A 22,868-nucleotide genomic window follows, 5' to 3' on the forward strand; every position below is an offset into this window, starting at 1 on the left:
CAACGCGACCGCCGGTTTCACATTAAGAGGCGGCGATAAACAGTTCACGCAGCTCGTGCAGCTGGTCGCGCACCCGCGCGGCCTCTTCGAACTCCAGGTTCTGCGCGTGCTGCTGCATCTGCCCTTCCAGCTCGTGGATCTTCTTCTGCATGGCTTGTGGCGTGAGCGCCAGATAGCTGGCCTCAGCCTCGGCGGCAGTGCGTGAAGCCGTTTTACCTTTGCCGCGCGTTTTCACCACGTTTTTGCCCAGCTCAAGAATATCGGTGATTTTCTTGTTCAGGCCCTGCGGCACAATGCCCCGCTCTTCGTTATAACGCTGCTGCTTCTCGCGGCGGCGCTCGGTCTCTTCCATCGCCCGCGCCATCGACGGCGTGATCTTATCTGCGTAGAGAATCGCTCTGCCGTTGACGTTACGCGCCGCGCGTCCGATGGTCTGAATCAGTGAGCGCTCGGAGCGCAGGAAGCCCTCTTTATCGGCGTCCAGAATCGCCACCAGTGACACTTCCGGCATATCCAGCCCTTCGCGCAGCAGGTTGATCCCCACCAGCACGTCAAACTCCCCGAGACGCAGATCACGAATGATCTCCATACGCTCAACGGTATCAATGTCGGAGTGCAGATAGCGCACCTTCTCGCCGTGCTCTTCAAGATACTCGGTGAGGTCTTCGGCCATGCGCTTGGTCAGCGTAGTGACCAGCACGCGCTCGTTGATTTCGACGCGCTTGCGGATCTCCGACAGCAGATCGTCGACCTGGGTCGCCACCGGTCGCACCTCAAGAATCGGATCGAGCAGACCGGTAGGCCGCACCACCTGATCGATAACGTCGCCGCCCGATTTCTCCAGCTCGTAGTTACCAGGCGTGGCCGAGACGTAAATGGTCTGCGGTGCCAGCGCTTCAAACTCTTCAAAGCGCAGCGGACGGTTATCCAGCGCCGACGGCAGGCGGAAACCGTACTCCACCAGCGTCTCTTTACGCGCGCGGTCACCGCGATACATGCCGCCAATCTGCGGAATAGTCACGTGGGATTCATCGACCACCAGCAGGCCATCCGCCGGCAGGTAATCAAACAGCGTCGGCGGCGGCTCACCCGGTCCGCGTCCGGAGAGATAGCGCGAATAGTTTTCAATGCCCGAGCAGTAGCCGAGTTCGTTCATCATTTCGAGGTCGAACTGGGTACGCTGGGTGATGCGCTGCTCTTCCAGCAGTTTGTTGTTCTCCAGCAGCACTTTGCGCCGCACCGCCAGCTCATCCTTAATCTCTTCCATCGCCTGCAGAATACGCTCGCGCGGCGTCACGTAGTGCGTCTTCGGGTAGATGGTGAAACGCGGAATCACCGAGATCACCTGGCCGGTCAGCGGGTCGAACAGCGACAGGCGCTCAACCTCTTCATCAAACAGCTCTACACGCAGACCAATGTCATCGGATTCCGCCGGGAAGATATCGATCACTTCGCCGCGCACGCGGAAGGTGCCGCGCTGGAAAACCTGATCGTTGCGGGTGTACTGCAGTTCGGCGAGGCGGCGCAGGATGCTGCGCTGGTCGATGATCATGCCGCGCGTCAGATGCAGCATCATTTTCAGGTAGAGATCGGGATCGCCCAGGCCGTAGATAGCAGAAACCGACGCCACCACAATCACGTCGCGGCGCTCCAGCATCGCTTTGGTGGCAGAGAGACGCATCTGCTCGATATGCTCGTTTACCGCTGCATCTTTCTCGATGAAGGTATCCGAACTGGGCACGTAGGCTTCCGGCTGATAGTAGTCGTAGTAGGAGACGAAGAACTCGACGGCATTATCCGGAAAGAACTCTTTCATCTCGCCATACAGCTGTGCCGCCAGCGTTTTATTCGGTGCCATTACCATGGTCGGCCGGTTGAGATCGGCAATGACGTTGGCGATGGTAAAAGTTTTTCCTGAACCGGTAACCCCCAGCAGCGTCTGGTGCGCCAGTCCATCCTCCAGCCCTTCTTCAAGGCGACGAATCGCCTCAGGCTGATCGCCTGAAGGTTTGAAAGCGGAGTTGAGTTTAAAGGCTTTACTCATGGTATTACGGTTCCTGCTGAAGAAGTCGGCGGGCAGGCTGGTAATTCTACTCTGCTATGGCGATTTTGCCAGAAAAAAATACTGGATATAATTACAGATATGCTGCACGATGATGGGGAGATGTCGCGATTCGCTTCAGCGTAATTTATGCGGTAATCCGGAAGCGTTTGTTGCGCAAGGTTATCCCCAGACGAGCAACGCTTTTAACAATTGTCAATAGAGCGTCATTAAATTGCAGTCTGATGACAAGCCAGACAATTCTCAGGCTTGCTTTTAAATAACCTGCTGATTTAAAAGACTTTGACTCAAAAGCCCAGTTTCGCAGCATTATGTATGCAACCCGCGTATTTCCTCGCTTGCGCCCGGTTTTCAGTCGCTAATGCACAAGGTTATCCACAGGAATAGTGGATAACTGAATCCAGCCCCACGTCCATCGGCTGTGTATAATTTTCCCCTCGCTTATCCTGCCGTGCGAAAAAATTTTTTTTGCGATTATTTTTCCATCATCCCGTGCGGCTTTAACTATTCTTTTGGCGTACCCCATCGTGCCGTAACGGGAAAAAGCCCAGCGTTAAGGCCACTTATTTCTTCAGTCCCTGCCTTATGACAGCACAGATGCACCAGAAACGTTAAGCAGTCAGCACCGTCAAAGTGCAGGCGAGTTATTACTGCGGGCAATTGTTAAGCTTTCCTCATCAATTATGGCGAGTTTCACTGCCTTTTACCCCGGTTGAGGCTGCTTTGGCGGATCTGGCCTGGGAATTGCAGTGAATTAACGGTGGAGTGACGAGTCCATGCCGGCAGGATGAACAAGCGCCGCCGGCGACAGCAGTGTCCCAATAGCCATTGTGCATGACTGTATGCCAGACGACACAGAGCGGGAGCATTCAGGCGAATAATCTGGAAGGAGAATGTCAGATGCTGAGTTTACGTTCGGTGAATCAATTTTACGGTCAGAACCATATTTTATGGGATGTGGATCTCGATCTGCCGCCAGGCACCTGCACCGGCGTGCTGGGCAGCCCGGGGATGGGCAAAACCACGCTGGTGAACTGTATTATGGGTCGCCTGCCCATTAATAGTGGATCGATGACCTGGCAGGAAGACGGCGCGCCGCCGGAAAACCTGCTGCTGCAGCCTGCTGAGCAACGCGCGCGCATGGGCATCGGCTACGTGCCACAGGGACGCCACATCTTTTCCCAGATGAGCGTGGAAGATAACCTGCTGATTGCGTTGATGGCGGCACAGGACGATCGCAGCCGCGCTATTCCCGAGATGGTGTTCGATCTGTTTCCGGCGCTCTACTCGCTGCGTCATCAGCGCAGCGGCGAACTGCCGATGGATCAGCAGCAGCAGCTGGCCCTGGCGCGCGCGCTGGTGCTGCAGCCGAAACTATTGATCCTCGATGAACCCACCGAAGGTATGTCGCCGTGGCTGGAGGAGGAGATGGGGAATCTGATTCGCCGCCTGAACCGCGACTATGGCCTGACGATTCTGCTGCTGGAACAGCATGTGTCGTTCATTCGCCGCGTGGCGGACTATTTTCTGCTGCTGCATCGCGGCCGCAACGTGGCGCAGGGCAGCGTGGCGCAGCTGGATGATGTAACGGTGAGTAAGTGGCTAACGGCCACCTAGCGTCGGTAGCGTGCGGCGCAGGGTGCTGCGCCGCCGCGCCATTTACTCTGGCAGGGTAAGGTAACGGCCACAGTCGGCCTGCTGTGCCGCGCTGCTCAGCCACGGAATCTCACCGAGGAACGGGGCCGCAATGCGCTGTTGCAGCGTTGCCAGATATTCCGCATGTCGCTTACCCGGCGGCTGGATGTCATTGGCAATCCAGCCGGCGAGGCGCAACCCGCGCGCTTTCACCGCTTCCGCCGTCAGCATGGCGTGGTTGATGCAGCCGAGCTTCACGCCGACCACCAGAATCACCGGCAGCTGCTCGGCGGCGACCCAGTCGGCGTAAGTTTGCGTCGCGGACAGCGGCGTGAACCAGCCGCCCGCACCTTCCACCAGCACCCATTCAGCCTGCTGTTCCAGCGCGCGTAAGCCAGCGGAGAGCTGCGCAAATTCAATCGGTCTGCCCTCTTCCGCGCTGACGATATGCGGCGACGTCGGTTCGATGAACGCCAGCGGGTTTACCTGCTCATAGCTCAGCGCCAGGCTGCTGTAGCGCTGCAGCGCCAGCGCGTCGCTGTTGCGCACGCCGTCGGGCGTGATCTCGCAGCCGGAGGCCACCGGTTTGTAGCCAGCAGTGCGTAATCCCGCAGCGCTGGCCGCCTGCAACAGAGCGCCGCTGGCGACTGTTTTGCCCACTTCGGTGTCAGTTCCGGTAATAAACCAGCGTGTCATTTTTGTAAAACTCCATACATCAGGTGATAACTGAGACGATAGCCGTGCGCATCCTGCGGCCAGTGCTGCTCCAGCTGCGCCAGCTGCGGGCGCGTCAGCAGGGCCGCGTGTCGCCCATCGTGCAGGTGCGTTGCGCCGATGCCTTTCAGCGAGCGCATGGCGCTCAGCGCACTGGGGAAGTGCAGCGTGACGATCTGCGTCTGGCTGCGCAGCGGCAGGCCCGCGGCAGCCTGGGCAAAGGCATCGCCGCTGAGGAAGCGATTGGCGTGACGCCGACCATCGATCTGCGCCCACGCCTGATGCACCTCCTGCAGCGAGCCGTCGAGCAGCGTCGAGAACAGCACGCTGCCGCCCGGGCGCGTCACGCGCAGAAACTGCTGCAGCGCGGTGCGCAGATCGCTGCTCCACTGCACCGCCAGGTTGCTCCAGACGCCGTCGACGCTGTTATCCGCCAGCGGTAACTGGTCGATATCGCCCTGTAAATAGTCGTGCGCCGAGTGCTGTTCGCGTGCCGCCTGCAGCATCGCCGGTGACAGATCCAGCGCGCAGACCTGGCGACCGCGATCGCGCCAGTAGCGGCTGAACCAGCCGGTGCCGCAGCCGGCGTCCAGCAGCTGTGGGCCAAATCCGGCCGGCGCCAGCGCCAGCAGCGCCTCGCCGCTCTGGCGCTGCAGCTGAGCATGCTGTTCGTAATGCGCGGCCGCCCGGCCAAATGCCTGCGCCACCGCCTGTTTATTCACCTGCAGCGTCATACAGTGCCTCCAGCAACGCGTCGATATCTTCGGGATGATGCGCCGCGGTGAGCGTAATGCGCAGCCGCGCGGTACCCGGCGGCACCGTTGGTGGCCGGATCGCGCTCACCCAGCAACCGGCCTGTGCCAGCCGCTGTGACAGCGCCAGCGCGGCGCGGTTTTCGCCGACGATCAGCGGCTGAATGGCGCTGTCAGAGGCCATCAGCTGCCACGGCAACTGCGCCGCGCCCGCGCGAAAGCGGGCAATATTTTGCTGCAACCGCGCGCGCAGCGCGTCGCCCTGCTGGATCTGCGCCAGCGCCGCCAGCAGCGCACAACACTGCGCCGGCGGCATGGCGGTGGAATAGATTAAATGGCGCGAGAACTGCTCGACGTAATCTGCGGTAGCGTCATCACACAGCAGCGCGGCACCGCTGACGCCAAAGCCTTTACCAAAAGTCACCACCAGCAATTCCGGTTTCACCTGCTGCTGCCAGCAGCTGCCGCGCCCCTGCTCACCGGTGACGCCAATGCCGTGCGCATCGTCCACCAGCAGCCAGCCGCCCGCGCGCCGGGTTTCGGCGGCAAGTTCAGCCAGCGGCGCACTGTCGCCATCCATGCTGAATACGCCCTCGGTCACCACCAGCGTGCCGCCTTCCGCGCGCGTCGCCAGCAGCTTCGCCAGGCTGGCCGGCTGGTTGTGGGCAAAACGGCGCAGCGTTGCCGGACTGTGGCTGGCGGCATCCAGCAGCGAGGCGTGCGCCAGTTTGTCAGCGATAATGCGATCCGACTTTTGCGCCAGCAGATGGATTACTGCCTGGTTGGCGGCAAAGCCGGAGATAAACAGCAGCGCGCGCGGGTAGCCGAGCCAGGATGCCAGCTGCTGTTCCAGCTGCGCATGATGACGGCTGTAGCCAGTGACGTGGCCGGAAGCCCCAGCACCGACGCCCGCCTCGCGCACGCCCTGCTGCCAGGCAGCCATCACCGCCGGATGCTGGCTCAGGCCGAGGTAATCATTGCTGGAGAAGTGGCGATAGCGCTGCCCGTCGAGGGTAATTTCACGCACGCTGTTGTGCTCAATGCGCCGCCGCTGCCGCCAGCCGTCGGCGGCACGCTGCGCCGTCAGCGCCTGCGCAATACGTTCAGACCACATTTACACGGCCGCGTTATAGAACTGCGCGCTGTCGGCGTGCAGCAACTGCTCGCTGAGCTGATGCTGCTGTTCGTTATCGCCCGCAGTCGTGGCGGTGTGCTCCGGATTCAGGCCCAGCTTGCGGAACAGGATCAGATCTTTGTCTTCTTCCGGGTTCGGCGTAGTCAGCAGCTTGCAGCCGTAGAAAATCGAGTTGGCACCCGCCATGAAGCACATCGCCTGGGTCTGTTCGCTCATCTGCTCGCGACCGGCCGACAGGCGCACGTGCGAGGTTGGCATCATGATGCGCGCCACGGCAATGGTGCGGATAAAGTCGAACGGCTCGACGTCATCGTTATCCGCCAGCGGCGTGCCTTTGACTTTCACCAGCATGTTAATCGGCACGCTCTCCGGCGGCGTGGGCAGGTTGGCCAGTTGCACCAGCAAACCGGCGCGGTCGTTGACCGTTTCGCCCAGCCCGACAATGCCGCCTGAACACACTTTGATGCCGGCGTTGCGCACTTTATCCAGCGTATCAAGACGCTCCTGATAGGTACGGGTGGTGATGATGCTGCCGTAAAACTCCGGCGAGGTGTCGAGGTTATGGTTGTAAAAATCGAGCCCGGCGCTGGCCAGCCGCTGCGCCTGATCGTGGTCAAGCGTTCCCAGCGTCATGCAGGTTTCCATGCCCATAGCTTTCACGCCCTGCACCATCTGCTCAAGGTACGGCATGTCGCGCTCGTGCGGGTTTTTCCACGCCGCGCCCATGCAGAAGCGGCTGGAGCCGGCTGCTTTGGCCTTGCGCGCCGATTCCAGCACCGCTTCCACCTCCATCAGGCGCTCGGTTTCCAGCCCGGTTTTGTAACGCGCGCTCTGCGGACAGTATTTACAGTCTTCCGGACAGGCGCCGGTTTTGATCGACAGCAGCGTGCTGACCTGCACCTGACGCGGGTCGAAGTGCTGGCGGTGCACCTGCTGTGCTTCAAACATCAGCTCGAGAAAAGGTTTATCAAATAGCGCCTGAGCCTGAGCCAGTGTCCAGCGATTAGCCATTGCTTACTCCAAAAAAGGGGGTTCATCCTGACGATTAACGTGGTTATACTTGTAAACTAAATCTTTTCAAAATGGTTTACAAGACAGATGTTCACACAGGACGACCTCCGCTTTGACCGCCAGCATATCTGGCATCCTTACACCTCAATGCGCGATCCGCTGCCGTGCTACCCGGTGGTGGCCGCGCACGGCTGCACGCTGCAGCTGGCCGATGGACGTGAGCTGGTCGACGGCATGTCGTCGTGGTGGGCAGCGATCCACGGCTATAACCATCCGCGCCTCAATCAGGCGTTGCAGCAGCAGATGGCGCAGATGTCACACGTGATGTTTGGCGGCATCACCCATCCGCCAGCCGTGGAGCTGAGCCGCCAGCTGATCGCCATGACGCCCGAGGCGCTGGAGTGCGTGTTCCTCGCCGATTCCGGCTCGATCGCCGTCGAAGTGTCGATGAAAATGGCGCTGCAGTACTGGCTGGGTCGCGGAGAGACGCGGCAGAAATTCCTCACGCTGCAGCGCGGTTATCACGGCGATACGTTTGCCGCCATGTCGGTCTGCGATCCGGAAAACTCCATGCACAGCCTGTGGCGCGGCTACCTGCCCGAGCATCTGTTCGCCCGCGCGCCGCAGTGTGGCTTTGACGATGACTGGGATGACAACGATATTGCCGATTTCGCCCGGCTGGCCGAACAGCACCATCGCAGCATTGCCGCGGTAATTCTGGAACCTATCGTACAGGGTGCCGGCGGCATGCGCTTTTACCATCCACGCTATCTGCAACAGGTGCGGGCGCTGTGCGATCGCTACGGTTTATTGCTGATCGCCGATGAGATCGCCACCGGCTTCGGCCGCAGCGGCAAGCTGTTTGCCTGCGAGCACGCCGGCATCACGCCGGACATTTTGTGCCTCGGCAAGGCGCTGACCGGCGGCACCCTGACGCTCTCCGCCACCCTGACCACGCGCGACGTCGCCGATACCATCAGCCGCAGCGCGGCGGGCTGCTTTATGCATGGTCCGACGTTTATGGGCAATCCGCTGGCCTGTGCGGTGGCGGTTGAAAGCCTGAAGCTGATCAACGAAGGGCACTGGCCGGCGCAGGTAGCGGCGATTGAACAGCAGCTGCGTGCGGAACTGCTGCCGCTGCGCGACCATCCGATGGTGGCGGATGCGCGCGTGCTGGGGGCGATTGGCGTGATTGAAACCCATCAGCCGGTGAACATGGCGGCGCTGCAGCAGTTCTTCGTGGAACGCGGCGTATGGATTCGCCCGTTCGGTAAGCTGATTTACCTGATGCCACCTTATCTGATTTCTGCCGCACAGCTGACGCAGCTGACGGCGGCGTTAAGCGCTGCACTGGCGGTGGACGGCCACTTTCAGCCCTGACACCGCTGGCACTCGCCGCCATTTTCCACCATCATGGAAAGCAGTACACAACAGGAAAGGAGAGATCATGCGCGTAGTGAGCCAGGATTTTAACGATGGCGATAAAATGCCCGAGCGCCACGTGTTTAACGGCATGGGTTACCAGGGCGATAATCTGTCGCCGCACCTGGCATGGGATGAAGTGCCGGCCGGCACCAAAAGCTTTGTGGTGACCTGCTACGATCCGGATGCCCCGACCGGCTCTGGCTGGTGGCACTGGGTGGTCGCCAATATTCCGGCTGAGGTGACCGTGCTGTCACAGGGCGCCGGTTCCGGCGTGGCGGAGCTGCCGGAGGGTGCCATTCAGACGCGTACCGATTTCGGCCAGAGCGGTTACGGTGGCGCAGCGCCGCCGCAGGGCGAATCGCATCGCTATATCTTTACGGTGCATGCGCTGGGCGTGGAGAAAATTGAGGTGGACGAAGGTGCCAGCGGCGCGATGGTCGGCTTCAACGTGCACTTCCATGCGCTGGCCAGCGCGTCGATCACGGTGAAATACGCCTGATTACATAAGGTGCGCATCGCTGCGCACCCTGACAGAGGTCGCCGTAGATGGCGACCCTGCATGACCGAAGCGCGTTCCTCAGTCCAGCGCGTGAATCACTACCCACATCGGGCCCTGACCCACGGCGTAACGCGCCAGCGGTTGCAGCAGGCCACGATCGCCAATGCGATAGACTTCAATGTGATGCGATTTCTGCCCCGCCGCCACCAGATACTGACCGCTGCCATCAATGTTAAAGCCACGCGGCTGAGTTTCGGTCGGCTGATAACCTTCAATCGTCAGCACCGAGCCGTCCTCACTGATACTGAACACGGTCAGCGTGCTGCTGGTGCGGTCACAGGCATACAGGAAGCGACCGTCCGGGGTGATATGGATATCTGCTGCCCAGCGCGTATCGCTGAAGCCCGGCGGCATGATATCAAGACTCTGCACGCGCTCGACCTGGCCGTTAACATTGTTCAGTGCCCAGACGTCGACGGTACTGTCCAGTTCGTTAACCACATAGCCATAGGCACCGTTCGGGTGGAACGCCATATGACGCGGGCCGGCGCCTTCTACGGTGGTCACCTGTGGCTGCGCGCGCGGTGCCAGCGTGCCGTCGGCCTGCAGCTGATACAGGCAGATGCGATCCTGCTTCAGCGCCGGTACAAACAGCGTCTGGTTGCTGAGGTCGATATTCGCCGAATGGCAGCCTTCCAGCCCGTTAATTACCTGCAGCGGCGCCTGCGGCAGGCCGTCGCTGCCAATCGGGCTGATGCTGACGCAGGCATCGTTATAGGAGCCGCAGAACAGATAGTTGCCCTGGCGGTCGGTAGAAATGTGCGTCGGGCTGCCCGGCAGCGGCGCTTCACCGGCCAGGCTTAACGTACCGTCGGCCGCAATGCGGTACGCCAGTACGCGAAAATTCGGACGCACGCCGACATAGAGAAAATCTTTCTTCGGGCTCACCACCATCGGCTGCACCTGGCCGGCCACATCCGTGACCTGCAATAACGTCAGTGCGCCATCTTCCTGCATTTGCCAGGCGTGGATCTGCTGGCTCTCGGGACTGGCGGTATACACGACTTGTTTCATGCGTTTTCCTTATTCGCTGCCTGATGAAAAACAGTAACTGTAGCGCGTTTCACCGCCGCGCGCTGGGCTGATTTGTGCCCTGCTTTTTGTCTCAGGGCCGCTGGCGGGTGTAGACTTAATGCTTTGCTAACTCCGGACGGAAAGTGTAATGAGCTACCGCGTAATCGCCCTTGACCTCGACGGCACCCTGCTGACCCCAAACAAAACCATCCTGCCAGAATCCCTTGAAGCCTTAGCCCGCGCGCAACAGGCTGGCGTTCAGGTGCTGATCGTCACCGGTCGCCATCACTGCGCCATTCACCCGTTTTATCAGGCGCTGCAGCTGACAACGCCCGCCATCTGCTGTAACGGTACGTACCTGTACGATTACCAGGCGCAACGGGTGCTGGCGGCCGATCCGCTGGAGAAAAGTCAGGCGGCGCGGGTGATTGAGATGCTCGATCAGGAGAATATTCACGGTCTGCTGTATGTCGATGATGCGATGCTGTACCAGGAAGCGACCGGCCATGTGACGCGCACCCTCAACTGGGCGCAGTCGCTGCCGGAAGCGCAGCGCCCGCTGTTTGTACAGGTGCCGAGCCTGGCGCAGGCGGCGCACGACGCGCAGTCGATCTGGAAATTTGCCCTGTCGCATCCGGATACCCGCGCGCTGCAGCAGTTTGCCGAGCGCACCGAACGCGAGCTGGGTCTGGCGTGTGAATGGTCGTGGCACGATCAGGTCGACATCGCTCAGGTCGGCAACAGCAAAGGCAAACGCCTGGCACAGTGGGTGGCGAGCCAGGGTCTGAGCATGCAGGACGTGCTGGCGTTTGGCGACAATTACAACGATCTCAGCATGCTGGAGCAGGCCGGGCTGGGCGTGGCGATGGGCAATGCCGATGACGCCATCAAAGCACGCGCGCGCAAAGTGATCGGCACCAACCTTGAGCCGGGCATTGCGCAGGTGATCTACCAGGAAGTGCTGTAATGCCAGGCTGGTCGCGGCATAAGGCATCAGTCAGGTTGGCCGGAAAAAAGCGCGAAAAAACGCGCTGATCCGCAGACCGGACGTACCGCGCTGTCGTCCGGTTTGTGTTACGCGGTAATCGACACGCTCTTGATCTGCGCATACAGCCACTGATCGGGCCGGATATTCAGTTCGTCGCGCGCCCACGGTGAAATGCGCGCCCACAGCTCGCTGACGCCGATGCGCAGCTTCACTTCGACCTGGTCGTCCAGCTCCAGCAGCTCCACCACCTGCGCCGGTAAAATATTGCGGATCGAGGTATTTTGCGGCGGCTGCAGCGCCAGCGACACGTCCGCCGAGGCGATACGGATGCGCAGTACGCTTTTCACCGGCTGATTCACCCGGCTGACCCAGATGTGCTGATCGCCAAGCGACAGCGCGGTCATCGGGTAATCCGGATGCTGCTCCAGCACCTGCACGCGCAGCACGCTGCTGCGCTCGGCCGCCGGCAGCCAGGGCCGCATCGCGCTGCTGCCCCACACTTTTTCCAGCGTGCCGAAGGCTTTGACGTTACCGTTATCCAGCACCAGCACCTGATTCGCCAGCTGGACAATCTCCTCCAGGCTGTGGCTCACGTACAGCAGCGGAATCTCCACCTGCTTCGCCAGCTTCTGCAAATAGGGCATCAGCTCGCGCTTGCGTGGCAGATCGAGCGACGCCAGCGGTTCGTCCATCAGCAGGATATCCGGCGCGCTCAGCAGCGCCCGGCCCATCGCCACGCGCTGCTTTTCACCCCCCGACAGCGAGGCCGGATAGCGATCCAGCAGCGCATCCAGTCCCAGCAGCGTCACCAGCGCCCCGAACTGCGCCTTCATTTTAGGCGCCATGCCATACTGCAGATTGCCGCGCACGCGATAATGGGGAAACAGGCGCGCATCCTGAAACACGTAGCCGATGCGGCGTTTTTCCGGCGGCAGATTGATACCGCTGTCGCGGTCAAACAACAGACGATCGTTAAGCGCAATCTGGCCGCTCTGCGGCTGCGTCAGACCGCTGATGGCATTGATTAATGAGGTTTTTCCTGCCCCGGACACGCCAAAAATCGCGGTGATGCCGCTGGCCGGAATCTCCACATCGACGTTGAGCTGATGCTCACCGAGCTGTTGCGCAATGTTGATTTTCAGCATCAGGCCGCTCCCAGCCGCTTGCGGCCCCAGCGCGCCAGCAGCTCCGAGGCCACCAGCGACAGCAGCGCCAGCGCAATCGCCACCGCGCACAGCCGCGCCGCAGTGCCTTCCGCGCCGGGCGTTTCAATCAGGGTAAACATGGCTGACGGGATGGTGCGGGTTTCGCCGGGAATGTTGGAGACAAAAGTAATGGTGGCACCAAACTCACCGAGCGAGCGGGCAAACGCCAGCACGGTGCCCACGATGATGCCCGGAAAAGTCAGCGGCAGCGTGATGGTGAAAAACACCCGCCAGCGGCCCGCGCCTAAGGTCCGCGCCGCCTGCTCCAGCCGGCTGTCTACCGCTTCCAGCGCCAGACGAATGGCGCGCACCATCAGCGGAAACGCCATCACCGCCGAGGCCAGCACCGCACCGCGCCAGCTGAAGGCGAAGGTGATACCGAACCAGTCGTACAGCCAGCTGCCAATCAGGCCGCGCCGTCCCAGCGTTAGCAGCAGTAAATAGCCCACCACCACCGGCGGCAGCACCAGCGGCAGGTGAATCAGGCTATCGAGCAGGGATTTGCCAGGAAAGCGACAGCGCGCCAGAATCCACGCCATCAGGATGCCAAACGGCAGGCTGCACAGCACCGCCACGCAGGAAACTTTCAGGCTGAGGAACACGGCCTGCCATTCGGGATCGCTCAGTATCATCTCTTCGGCGTAAATCCATACTGTTTAAACACGGCAGCGGCATCCGGCCCCTGCAGATAGTCATAGAAGGCCTGCACCGCTGCGTTCTGGTGATCGCTGACCACCGCCATCGGGTACTCTACGGGTTTGTGACTCGCTTCGGGGAAGCGTCCGACCACCTGCACCTTATCACTGGCTACCGCGTCGGAACCGTACACGATGCCATACGGCGTTTCGCGGCGCTCCACCAGCGCCAGCGCGGCACGCACGTTGTTAGCCGGTGCGAGCTGTGAAGACAGCGTGTCCCACGCGCCCAGCTTTTGCAGCGCTTCTTTGGCATAAATGCCTGCCGGCACGTGATCCGGATCGCCCACCGCCAGGCGCTCGCCCTTAAGCAGGTTCTGCCATGGGGTCTGCGCATTGATGGTCACCGGCTGCGCGTTAGCGCTTTTTGCCGCCACCAGCACCAGATCGTTGCCCAGCAGCGTGTAGCGCGTACTGCCGATCACGCTGTTTTTCGCCACCGCATCGTCCATCCACTGCTGATCGGCAGAGATAAACAGATCCGCCGGGGCGCCCTGCTCGATTTGCCGCGCCAGCGTCGACGAGGAAGCGAACGAGGATACCACTTCAACGCCGCTTTTTTGCTGATATTGCGTGGCAATCTGCTGCATCGCATTGGTCAGCGAGGCCGCGGCGAACACGGTAATTTTCTCCGCCGCCAGCGCCTGACCCGACAGCGACACGGTGACCACGGCCGCGGCCGCCCAGCGATAAACAGTGTTTTGCATAATAAGCTCCAGGTTACGTTATATAGTTGATAATACAACGCGAGCCTGAAAGCTGTCATGAGCTTTATATCGGCAAAAACGGCGGAAAGTTAAGGGCAAAACGCCCGCAGCGTGCGGGCGTTAAAAATCAGTGGTGTGAGCTATTGGCGGGACGGTCGTCGCGGCGGCCAAATTTAGAGATGACGTTAAAGACTTCACCCAGGCCGTAAATCAGACCCAGCATAATCGCCATCACGATGGGCACCATGATGATGGCGACCGCCAGGCTTTTTAACAGTTCCAGCATGGAAACCTCGCGCAAAGAGTAAAAAAGTGATTGTAACGGCTGGAGAAAAAAAGGCACTGCCCTTTTCGTGCTTTTACTTTAGGCCTTACAATTGGCGCATTCACCTAAGGAGCTGACATGCAGGCAGAACTCTCTCTTCACATTCGTCTTCAGCAGAAACTGTTTGCCGATCCGCGCCGTATTGAGCTGCTCAGGCGCGTGCAGGAAACCGGCTCCATCAGCCAGGGCGCCAGACTGGCGGGCATCAGCTATAAAAGCGCCTGGGACGCCATCAATGAGATGAATCAGCTGGCGGATCAGACGCTGGTCGAACGCGCAACCGGCGGCAAAGGCGGCGGCGGTGCCCGGCTGACGCGCTACGGCGAGCGATTGATTCAGCTGTTTCAGCTGATGGAACAGATCCAGCAAAAAGCCTTTGACGTGCTGCAAAACGACAGCCTGCCGCTCGAAAGCCTGCTGGCGGCGATCGCCCGCTTTTCCCTGCAAACCAGCGCGCGCAACCAGCTGTTTGGCACGGTGCAGGCGCGCGATCGTCAGCAGGTGCAGCAGCACATTGAGGTACTGCTGAACGACGGCGTGACGCGCCTGCAGGTGGCCCTGACCGAACGCAGCGCGGAGCGGCTGCAGCTCGACAGCGGTAAAGAGGTGCTGGTGCTGATCAAAGCGCCGTGGATCCGCCTGACGCCTGACGCCGCCGAGGGCGATAATCAGCTGCCGGGCCTTGTCCACACCATCGAACCTGGCGAAACGCAGAGTGAAGTGCTGATTGCGCTGACGGGCGGTGAAATGCTGTGCGCCACCGTCCCCAGCCAGGTGCTTCGCCAGCATAATCTGCAGCCCGGCAGCGCCGTGACCGCCTGTTTTAATGCCGAACACGCCATCATCGCCACACTGCTCTGATCTGGCCGCCATGATTTGACTTCATTTCGCTGGCTCGCTACAACTGAGCGACTTGATGCAGAAAACGGAACAAATCATGGCCTCATTGCAAATTTCGCAAGGCATATTTCACCTGAGCGATAGCCGTACCCTGACCCTGCCGGACTTAACCCTGCACAGCGGCGAAAGCTGGGCCTTTGTCGGTGCCAACGGCAGCGGTAAATCTTCGCTGGCGCGCGCGCTGTCCGGCGAGCTGACGGCGGCCAAGGGCGAGCTGCGGCAGGATTTTCAGCGCCGCACCCGTCTGTCGCTGGAGCAGCTACAACAGCTGGTGACGCAGGAGTGGGAGCGCAACAACACCGATCTGCTGAGTGAAGGCGAAGATGACACCGGCCGCACCGCACTGGAGATCATTCAGGATGAAGTAAAGGATGAGGCGCGGGCGCAGGCGCTGGCCCAGCAGTTTGACATCAGCGCTTTACTGACTCGCCGCTTCAAATACCTTTCTACCGGCGAAACGCGCAAAACGCTGCTGTGTCAGGCGCTGATGGCGCAGCCGGATTTGCTGATCCTCGACGAACCTTTTGATGGTCTGGATGTGGCATCGCGCGCCAGTCTTGCCGATACGCTGCATCAGCTGCATCGCGACGGCTACACCGTGGTACTGGTGCTGAACCGCTTTGACGATATTCCGGATTTTGTCCAGCAGGTCGGCGTGCTGGCGGAGTGCACGCTGACGCACGTGGGCGCGCGCCAGGCGATTCTCGCCGAAGCGCTGGTGGCGCAGCTGGCGCACAGCGAACGCCTGCAGGGCATGGCGCTGCCGGAGCCGGACCAGCCGGATCAGCTGCCGCAGCTGGCGGCAGATGCGCCGCGCGTTATCCTGCGCAACGGCGTGGTGTCGTATAACGATCACGCGGTGATCGACGGCCTGAACTGGCAGGTCAATCCCGGCGAGCACTGGCAGATCATCGGCCCCAACGGCGCGGGTAAATCGACCCTGCTCAGCCTGGTCACCGGCGATCATCCGCAGGGCTACAGCAATGATTTAACGCTGTTTGGTATTCGGCGCGGCAGCGGTGAAACCATCTGGGACATCAAGCAGCATATCGGTTACGTCAGCAGCAGCCTGCATCTGGATTACCGCGTCAGCTGTAACGTGCGTACGGTGATCCTCTCAGGCTTTTTTGATTCGATCGGTCTGTATCAGGCGGTATCGGATCGGCAGAAAGCGCTGGCGCGCCAGTGGCTGGCGCTGCTTGGCATGGACAATGCGCTGGCCGATGCGCCGTTTCATAGCCTGTCGTGGGGCCAGCAGCGGCTGGTGCTGATTGCACGCGCGCTGGTGAAGCACCCGACGCTGTTAATCCTGGATGAACCGCTGCAGGGGCTCGATCCCATTAACCGCCAGCTGGTGCGCCGCTTTGTTGATGTGCTGATCGGCGAAGGTCGTACCCAGCTGATGTTTGTTTCCCACCACGCCGAGGACGCGCCGCAGTGCATCACCCACCGCCTGAGTTTTGTAAAACAGGGCGCGGGCTATGCTTATCAGCAGGAGGCGTTGCGTTAGTTTTCATTGATGAGCGGGTCGCCATCCATGGCGGCCCGGCGATAACAGTACGCACCTGACAGATTTCCTTCCCTAAAAATGTAACCGCTACCACTAGCCTGCCGCATTATTCAGCAAACGCTGCGCATAAACCCACAAAATGAGAATCGTCACCTTGTGTAAACGATACCATTTATCCAGACTGGATCACGCTTTCAGCGCCACCGTTATGCTACGTTGAAGGCAGTGATTTTCTTCTGTTTGCCGATTACCAGGACTTGTTATGCAAAAATTTAACCCGGTCGATCATCCGCATCGCCGCTATAACCCGTTGATCGATCAATGGGTGCTGGTGTCACCGCATCGCGCCAAACGTCCGTGGCAGGGTGCGCAGGAGACGCCAGCGCTGGAGCAACTGCCCGCACACGATCCGGACTGCTTCCTGTGCGCCGGTAACACCCGTATCACCGGCGACAAAAATCCCGATTACAAAAGCACTTACGTGTTCACCAATGACTTCGCCGCGCTGATGACCGATACGCCGGACGCGCCGCAGAGCGATGATGTGCTGATGCGCTGTGAAGGCGCGCGCGGTACCAGTCGGGTGATCTGCTTCTCGCCGGATCACAGCAAAACCCTGCCCGAACTGCCGCTGCACAACTTGCAGGACATCGTGCGCACCTGGCAGGAGCAGACCGCCGAACTCGGCCAGCACTATCCGTGGGTGCAGGTGTTTGAAAACAAAGGCGCAGCGATGGGCTGCTCAAATCCGCATCCGCACGGTCAGGTGTGGGCCAACAGTTTTCTGCCGAATGAAGCGCAAAAAGAGGATGACAACCAGCGCCGCTACTTTGCTGATAAAGGTACGCCGCTGCTGGTGGATTACGTAGCGCGCGAACTGCAGGACGGCAGCCGTACCGTGGTTGAAACCGATCACTGGCTGGCGGTAGTGCCGTGGTGGGCGGCCTGGCCGTTTGAAACCCTGCTGCTGCCTAAAACGCACGTGAAACGCATTACCGATCTCAGCGAGGCGCAGCGCACCGATCTGGCGCTGGCGCTCAAGCAGCTCACCAGCCGTTACGACAATCTGTTCCAGTGCTCGTTCCCCTATTCGATGGGCTGGCACGGCGCGCCGTTTAACGGCGAAGCCAACGATCACTGGCAGCTGCACGCGCACTTCTATCCCCCGCTGCTGCGCTCCGCGACGGTACGAAAATTTATGGTTGGCTACGAAATGCTGGCCGAGAGCCAACGTGATTTAACGGCGGAACAGGCAGCAGAACGTCTGCGCTCTGTCAGCGCTATCCATTTCCGCGAGGAACAATAAATGTCTTTAAAATCGATCACTCAACAGGTTTTCGCTGACACCTTCGGCTATGCGCCGAGCCACAGCATTCAGGCACCGGGCCGGGTGAACCTGATCGGCGAGCATACCGATTACAACGACGGCTTCGTGCTGCCCTGCGCCATTGACTATCAGACCGTGATTGCCTGCGCCCGCCGCGACGATCGCCAGGTGCGCGTGGTGGCAGTGGATTACGACAATCAGCAGGATAGCTTCTCGCTGGATGCGCCGATTGAGCCGCTCAGCGAACCGATGTGGGCCAATTACGTGCGCGGCGTGGTGAAACATCTGCAGCAGCGCGACGCCAGCTTTGGCGGCGTGGATATGGTGATCAGCGGCAACGTGCCGCAGGGTGCCGGTCTCAGCTCGTCCGCCTCGCTGGAAGTGGCGGTGGGCACCGTGTTCCAGCAGCTGTATCAGCTGAAGCTCGACGGCGCAGCAATTGCCGTTAACGGGCAGGAAGCGGAGAACCAGTTTGTTGGCTGCAACTGCGGCATCATGGATCAGCTGATTTCAGCGCTCGGCCAGCAGGATCACGCCATGCTGCTGGACTGCCGCACGCTGGGCACGCGCGCCGTATCCATGCCGGAGGATGTCGCGGTGGTGATCATCAACTCGAACTTCCGCCGTAATCTGGTGGGCAGCGAATACAATACCCGCCGCGAGCAGTGCGAAACCGGTGCGCGCTTCTTCAACAAAAAGGCGCTGCGCGACGTGACGCTGGAGGAGTTTGCGGCGGCAGAACAGCAGCTCGATCCGCTGGTGGCCAAACGCGTACGTCACGTGATCACCGAAAATGCCCGGACGCTGGAAGCGGCGGACGCGCTGAGCAGCGGCGATCTGCAACGCATGGGTGAGCTGATGGCCGCCTCGCACGCCTCAATGCGCGACGATTTTGAGATTACCGTCGCGCCCATCGACCAGCTGGTGGAGATCGTCAAAGCGGAGATCGGCCCGCGCGGCGGCGTGCGTATGACCGGCGGCGGCTTCGGTGGCTGTATTGTCGCCCTGATGCCAACCGATCTGGTCGATCAGGTGAAAGCGGCGGTGGCGCAGCAGTACGAAGCGCAGACCGGCATCAAAGAGACCTTTTACGTGTGTAAAGCCTCAGCAGGAGCCGGCCAATGGTAAGCGACGTCAACTCTCATGCGCCGGACGGCCAGCCGTGGCGCATCACCGTGCTGCGCAACCGCAACGGCATGGTCGCCACCTTTATGGACTGGGGCGCCACCTGGCTGTCGGCGCGCGTGCCGATGCAGGACGGCAGCGTGCGCGAAGCGCTGCTCGGCTGCGCCACGCCGTCCGACTATCTGCATCAGGATGCTTATCTCGGTGCCACCATCGGGCGTTACGCGAACCGCATCGCCTTCGCTGAGCTAAAGCCACTTAACCGGCTGCTGGCGGCCAATCAGGGTCCGCACCAGCTGCATGGCGGGCCGCAGGGTTTCGACAAGCGCCGCTGGCAGATCCTCAGCCAGAGCGACAGCGAAGTGCACTATCGTCTTGATTCGCCGGACGGCGACCAGGGCTATCCCGGCAATCTGATTGCCGATGTAATTTATCAGCTCGATGACGATAACTGCCTGTCGATTCGCTATGAAGCGCAGACCGATCAGGCCTGTCCGGTCAACCTGACCAACCATGCTTACTTCAACCTTGATGCGCATCATGGCGACGCGCGCCAGCATCGCTTACAACTGCAGGCCGATCGTTATCTGCCGGTGGACAGCGCAGGCATTCCCAATGCGCCGCTGAAAGCGGTGGACGGCACCAGCTTTGATTTCCGCCAGCCGAAACGCGTGGCGGATGAGTTCCTGGCCGACGACGATCAGCGCGCGGTAAAAGGTTACGATCACGCGTTTCTGCTCACCACCGCCGGTGACAGCAGCCAGCCTGCTGCGCAGCTGTGGTCAGCGGACGACAAACTTAGCGTGAGCGTGTTCACCGCCGCGCCGGCGCTGCAGTTCTACTCCGGCAACTATCTGGAGGGAACGCGCGCCCGTGAACAGGGCAGCTATACTGCTTTCCAGGGCATCGCTCTGGAGAGTGAGTTTTTACCGGATTCGCCCAACCATAGCGAGTGGCCGCAGCCTGATTGCTGGCTGCAGCCCGGCGACACATGGCACTCCGTGACGCGTTATCGCTTCACCCCGCACTAAGCGCCGGTTGAAAAACGCGCACTGCGGTGCCGACAGGCTTACGCCGTGCGCTGTTTTCCGCTATGGTATGGCGCTATCAGTGTGCCGCTGAAATCAGCGGCCGCAGCCGGTTTCTATCATCATCGAAACATTAAGCATTAAGGAGTAAAGCTATGGCCGTAACTAAGCTGGTTCTGGTGCGCCACGGCGAAAGCCAGTGGAATCAGGAAAACCGCTTCACCGGATGGTACGACGTGGATCTGTCCGACAAGGGTCGCACCGAAGCCAAAGCAGCCGGTCAGCTGCTGAAAAAAGAAGGTTTCGTGTTTGATTTTGCCTACACCTCAGTGCTGAAGCGTGCCATCCACACTCTGTGGAACGTGCTGGATGAGCTGGATCAGGCCTGGCTGCCGGTCGAGAAAACCTGGCGTCTGAACGAGCGTCACTACGGTGCGCTGCAGGGTCTGGACAAAGCGGAAACCGCCGCCAAATACGGCGACGATCAGGTGAAACAGTGGCGCCGCGGCTTTGCCGTTACGCCGCCAGAGCTGGATCGTAACGACGAGCGTTTCCCGGGCCACGACCCGCGCTACAAATCCCTGACCGACGCGCAGCTGCCGACCACCGAAAGCCTGGCACTGACCATCGATCGCGTGATCCCATTCTGGAACGAGAGCATTCTGCCGCGCATCAAGAGCGGTGAGAAAGTGATCGTTGCCGCGCACGGTAACTCACTGCGCGCGCTGGTGAAATACCTCGATAACATGAGCGAAGATGAGATCCTCGAACTGAACATCCCAACCGGCGTACCGCTGGTGTATGAGTTCGACGAGAACTTCAAGCCAATCAAACATTACTATCTGGGTGATGCCGACGAGATCGCAGCGAAAGCCGCCGCCGTTGCTAACCAGGGTAAAGCGAAGTAAGTTCACGCTGAAACGCAAAAGGCCAGACGCGAGTCTGGCCTTTTTTTATGCCGTGCGCTGCCGTTAGCCGCGACGGGTTTTGATCGCCTGCGCCAGCTGACGCAGCGCTTTTTCCGTGTCGTCCCAGCCAATACAGGCGTCGGTGACGCTCTGGCCGTACACCAGCGGTTTACCGCTGTCGAGGCTCTGGTTGCCTTCCACCAGGTGGCTCTCAATCATCACGCCGGTAATCGCCTGCTCGCCGCCAGCAATCTGCTGTGCCACGTCTGCGGCCACCACCATCTGACGCTGGAACTGCTTGCTGCTGTTGGCGTGGCTGAAATCGATCATCACCTGTGGACGCAGGCCCGCTTTTTCCAGCCCGGTTTTCACCGCCGCAACGTGCTCCGCACTGTAGTTTGGCTCTTTGCCGCCGCGCAGAATGATGTGGCAATCTTCATTACCGCTGGTTTCGACAATCGCCGAATGACCATATTTGGTGACCGACAGGAAACAGTGCGGCGCGCTGGCAGCGCCGATGGCATCGATCGCCACTTTGATGGTGCCGTCGGTACCGTTTTTGAAGCCGACCGGACAGGAGAGCCCGGAGGAGAGCTCGCGGTGCACCTGCGATTCGGTGGTGCGCGCACCAATCGCGCCCCAGCTCATCAAATCCGCCATGTATTGCGGCGTGATCATGTCGAGGAACTCACCGGCAGCCGGCAGTCCGGTGTCGTTGATATCCACCAGCAGCTTACGCGCCAGGCGCAGGCCGTCGTTAATCTGGAAGCTACCGTCCATGTAAGGATCGTTGATCAGCCCTTTCCAGCCCACCGTGGTACGCGGTTTTTCAAAGTACACGCGCATCACCACTTCCAGCTCACCCTTCAGCTCCTCGCGCAACGTCAGCAGGCGAGCGGCATACTCTTTGGCTGCCTGCGTATCGTGGATGGAGCATGGCCCAATCACCACCAGCAGGCGGTCATCTTCACCGTGCAGAATGCGGTGAATGGCCTGGCGGGCCTGGGCAACGGTTTGAGCAGCGTTATCGGTGGCGGGGAATTTTTCCAGCAGCGCAACAGGGGGCAATAACTCTTTGATCTCTCTGATGCGTAAATCGTCGTTCTGGTAATCCATACTTATTCCATTCAAATTTCTGGCCCTGCGTACGCCGGGCGCAACCCGTCCAATGTATCCCTTCAGGCACCAGGTGTAAATTATGTCCTGTGCGCCAATGGCTCGCTCAGATTTGCATTTATTCGTTTATGAACTAAGCTTTTTAAACGTAAGCACTGAGGAATGAGGTGCTTTCGCTATTTATATTCATGCCGAACACTCATGACGGAATTAAATTCCGTCGCGGCACGCTTTTTTCGTCAAACAGCACCAGCGGGTGTCACGCGGCAACTATCCATTTATTACAGGAGCATAATGATGAATAAGTTTGCATTGATTTTTCTGACGGCAGCGATGACTTTGGGCAGCGGCGCAGCACTGGCTGCAGATAACAACAACGGCCAGGCGAATGCGTCAGCAGAAGCCGGCGCAGCCGCAGGCGGCGCGAAAGAGAATCTGCCGCCAAATAATGTCGATAATAGCAACATTAATAACGGCAGCATGAACACCAACGGTGCCGCGACTTCTGGTACCAGCTCCGGCAATATGTCGGCCAGCCAGGAACACAAAAATACCATGTGTAAAGATGGTCGCTGCCCGGATATGAATAAGAAAGTTGAAACTAAGGAAGGCGGTGGTCACGTTAAACACAAAACTGACGGCACCACGCAGTAATCCACGCGGAGCGTGATGCAGGGCGAGCTTCGGCTCGCCCTGTTGTTTTTCCCCTGCCCTATTTCCGCTATGC

The 22,868-nt window shown here is 60.0% G+C and carries 22 protein-coding genes; 11 read left to right on the forward strand and 11 right to left on the reverse strand.

Annotated features, from left to right (window positions below; genetic code table 11):
* Positions 1-22: 22 nt before the first annotated feature.
* Entirely contained in the window at positions 23-2,044 is a 2,022-nt protein-coding gene (gene uvrB, locus AC6I79_RS13260) for an excinuclease ABC subunit UvrB (RefSeq protein ID WP_021508497.1), read from the reverse strand.
* Positions 2,045-2,962: 918 nt separating this feature from the next.
* On the opposite strand from uvrB, the gene AC6I79_RS13265 reads away from it, so the two are divergent.
* Positions 2,963-3,679, forward strand: coding sequence for an ABC transporter ATP-binding protein (locus AC6I79_RS13265; protein WP_021508499.1), 717 nt, complete (start codon positions 2,963-2,965; stop codon positions 3,677-3,679).
* Positions 3,680-3,721: 42 nt separating this feature from the next.
* Here the strand turns inward: AC6I79_RS13265 and bioD are convergent, their stop codons facing one another.
* From bioD to bioB, 4 genes are read right to left on the reverse strand one after another with little or no spacing between them, the layout of a single operon-like run.
* Complete coding sequence (bioD, locus tag AC6I79_RS13270) at positions 3,722-4,393, reverse strand: dethiobiotin synthase (RefSeq protein WP_159378353.1); 672 nt, start codon at positions 4,391-4,393, stop codon at positions 3,722-3,724.
* Positions 4,390-5,145, reverse strand: coding sequence for a malonyl-ACP O-methyltransferase BioC (gene bioC / locus AC6I79_RS13275; protein WP_159378354.1), 756 nt, complete (start codon positions 5,143-5,145; stop codon positions 4,390-4,392). The genes bioD and bioC overlap by 4 nt, the downstream gene beginning before the upstream one ends.
* Positions 5,126-6,277, reverse strand: coding sequence for an 8-amino-7-oxononanoate synthase (gene bioF / locus AC6I79_RS13280; protein ID WP_141496539.1), 1,152 nt, complete (start codon positions 6,275-6,277; stop codon positions 5,126-5,128). Before bioF ends, bioC begins: the two co-directional genes overlap by 20 nt.
* Positions 6,278-7,309: a biotin synthase BioB gene (bioB, locus tag AC6I79_RS13285; RefSeq protein WP_058757850.1), complete on the reverse strand. Its 1,032-nt coding sequence runs from the start codon at positions 7,307-7,309 to the stop codon at positions 6,278-6,280.
* A gap of 87 nt (positions 7,310-7,396) precedes the next feature.
* Here bioB and bioA point away from each other — a divergent pair, with 87 nt between their 5' ends.
* Complete coding sequence (gene bioA, locus AC6I79_RS13290) at positions 7,397-8,689, forward strand: adenosylmethionine--8-amino-7-oxononanoate transaminase (RefSeq protein ID WP_159378355.1); 1,293 nt, start codon at positions 7,397-7,399, stop codon at positions 8,687-8,689.
* A gap of 67 nt (positions 8,690-8,756) precedes the next feature.
* Entirely contained in the window at positions 8,757-9,233 is a 477-nt protein-coding gene (locus tag AC6I79_RS13295; protein ID WP_159378356.1) for a kinase inhibitor, read from the forward strand.
* Positions 9,234-9,311: 78 nt separating this feature from the next.
* Here AC6I79_RS13295 and pgl read toward each other — a convergent pair whose 3' ends face one another.
* A complete protein-coding gene (gene pgl / locus AC6I79_RS13300; protein ID WP_058781274.1) occupies positions 9,312-10,307 on the reverse strand; it encodes a 6-phosphogluconolactonase in 996 nt (331 codons plus the stop codon).
* 148 nt (positions 10,308-10,455) lie between these two features.
* Here pgl and AC6I79_RS13305 point away from each other — a divergent pair, with 148 nt between their 5' ends.
* On the forward strand, positions 10,456-11,274 hold the full coding sequence (locus AC6I79_RS13305) for a pyridoxal phosphatase (protein WP_159378357.1): 819 nt from the start codon (positions 10,456-10,458) through the stop codon (positions 11,272-11,274).
* A 107-nt stretch (positions 11,275-11,381) separates the two neighbouring features.
* Here AC6I79_RS13305 and modC read toward each other — a convergent pair whose 3' ends face one another.
* The 4 genes from modC to AC6I79_RS13325 form a co-directional block, all read right to left on the reverse strand.
* Positions 11,382-12,440: a molybdenum ABC transporter ATP-binding protein ModC gene (gene modC, locus AC6I79_RS13310; protein WP_150058428.1), complete on the reverse strand. Its 1,059-nt coding sequence runs from the start codon at positions 12,438-12,440 to the stop codon at positions 11,382-11,384.
* The gene (gene modB / locus AC6I79_RS13315; RefSeq protein ID WP_238561068.1) at positions 12,440-13,132 is read right to left on the reverse strand and encodes a molybdate ABC transporter permease subunit; all 693 of its coding nucleotides are present in this window, start codon (positions 13,130-13,132) and stop codon (positions 12,440-12,442) included. The genes modC and modB overlap by 1 nt, the downstream gene beginning before the upstream one ends.
* Positions 13,129-13,902 (reverse strand): molybdate ABC transporter substrate-binding protein, encoded by a 774-nt coding sequence (gene modA / locus AC6I79_RS13320; protein ID WP_238561069.1) that lies wholly within the window; start codon positions 13,900-13,902, stop codon positions 13,129-13,131. The genes modB and modA overlap by 4 nt, the downstream gene beginning before the upstream one ends.
* A gap of 127 nt (positions 13,903-14,029) precedes the next feature.
* The gene (locus tag AC6I79_RS13325) at positions 14,030-14,188 is read right to left on the reverse strand and encodes an AcrZ family multidrug efflux pump-associated protein (protein WP_021508511.1); all 159 of its coding nucleotides are present in this window, start codon (positions 14,186-14,188) and stop codon (positions 14,030-14,032) included.
* A 117-nt stretch (positions 14,189-14,305) separates the two neighbouring features.
* Between AC6I79_RS13325 and modE the strand changes: the two genes are divergently transcribed.
* The 6 genes from modE to gpmA all read left to right on the forward strand — a co-directional run bounded on the left by modE (position 14,306) and on the right by gpmA (position 21,025).
* Positions 14,306-15,088, forward strand: coding sequence for a molybdenum-dependent transcriptional regulator (gene modE, locus AC6I79_RS13330; protein WP_238561070.1), 783 nt, complete (start codon positions 14,306-14,308; stop codon positions 15,086-15,088).
* A 76-nt stretch (positions 15,089-15,164) separates the two neighbouring features.
* Positions 15,165-16,637, forward strand: coding sequence for a molybdate ABC transporter ATP-binding protein ModF (gene modF, locus AC6I79_RS13335; RefSeq protein ID WP_058769850.1), 1,473 nt, complete (start codon positions 15,165-15,167; stop codon positions 16,635-16,637).
* 262 nt (positions 16,638-16,899) lie between these two features.
* Complete coding sequence (gene galT, locus AC6I79_RS13340) at positions 16,900-17,943, forward strand: galactose-1-phosphate uridylyltransferase (RefSeq protein ID WP_264441506.1); 1,044 nt, start codon at positions 16,900-16,902, stop codon at positions 17,941-17,943.
* Positions 17,944-19,092 (forward strand): galactokinase, encoded by a 1,149-nt coding sequence (galK, locus tag AC6I79_RS13345; protein ID WP_058775295.1) that lies wholly within the window; start codon positions 17,944-17,946, stop codon positions 19,090-19,092.
* The gene (gene galM, locus AC6I79_RS13350) at positions 19,086-20,120 is read left to right on the forward strand and encodes a galactose-1-epimerase (protein ID WP_058757860.1); all 1,035 of its coding nucleotides are present in this window, start codon (positions 19,086-19,088) and stop codon (positions 20,118-20,120) included. The genes galK and galM overlap by 7 nt, the downstream gene beginning before the upstream one ends.
* Positions 20,121-20,272: 152 nt before the next feature.
* A complete protein-coding gene (gene gpmA / locus AC6I79_RS13355; RefSeq protein WP_010616013.1) occupies positions 20,273-21,025 on the forward strand; it encodes a 2,3-diphosphoglycerate-dependent phosphoglycerate mutase in 753 nt (250 codons plus the stop codon).
* Between the two features lie 63 nt (positions 21,026-21,088).
* Here gpmA and aroG read toward each other — a convergent pair whose 3' ends face one another.
* Positions 21,089-22,141 carry a 3-deoxy-7-phosphoheptulonate synthase AroG gene (gene aroG / locus AC6I79_RS13360; protein WP_021508517.1) on the reverse strand — a complete coding sequence of 351 codons (1,053 nt, stop codon included), beginning with the start codon at positions 22,139-22,141 and terminating at the stop codon, positions 21,089-21,091.
* Between the two features lie 297 nt (positions 22,142-22,438).
* Here aroG and AC6I79_RS13365 point away from each other — a divergent pair, with 297 nt between their 5' ends.
* Positions 22,439-22,795, forward strand: coding sequence for a YbgS-like family protein (locus AC6I79_RS13365; protein ID WP_088516301.1), 357 nt, complete (start codon positions 22,439-22,441; stop codon positions 22,793-22,795).
* Positions 22,796-22,868: the final 73 nt, after the last annotated feature.

The sequence above is a fragment of the gamma proteobacterium symbiont of Scutellera amethystina genome (genome assembly GCF_059730845.1).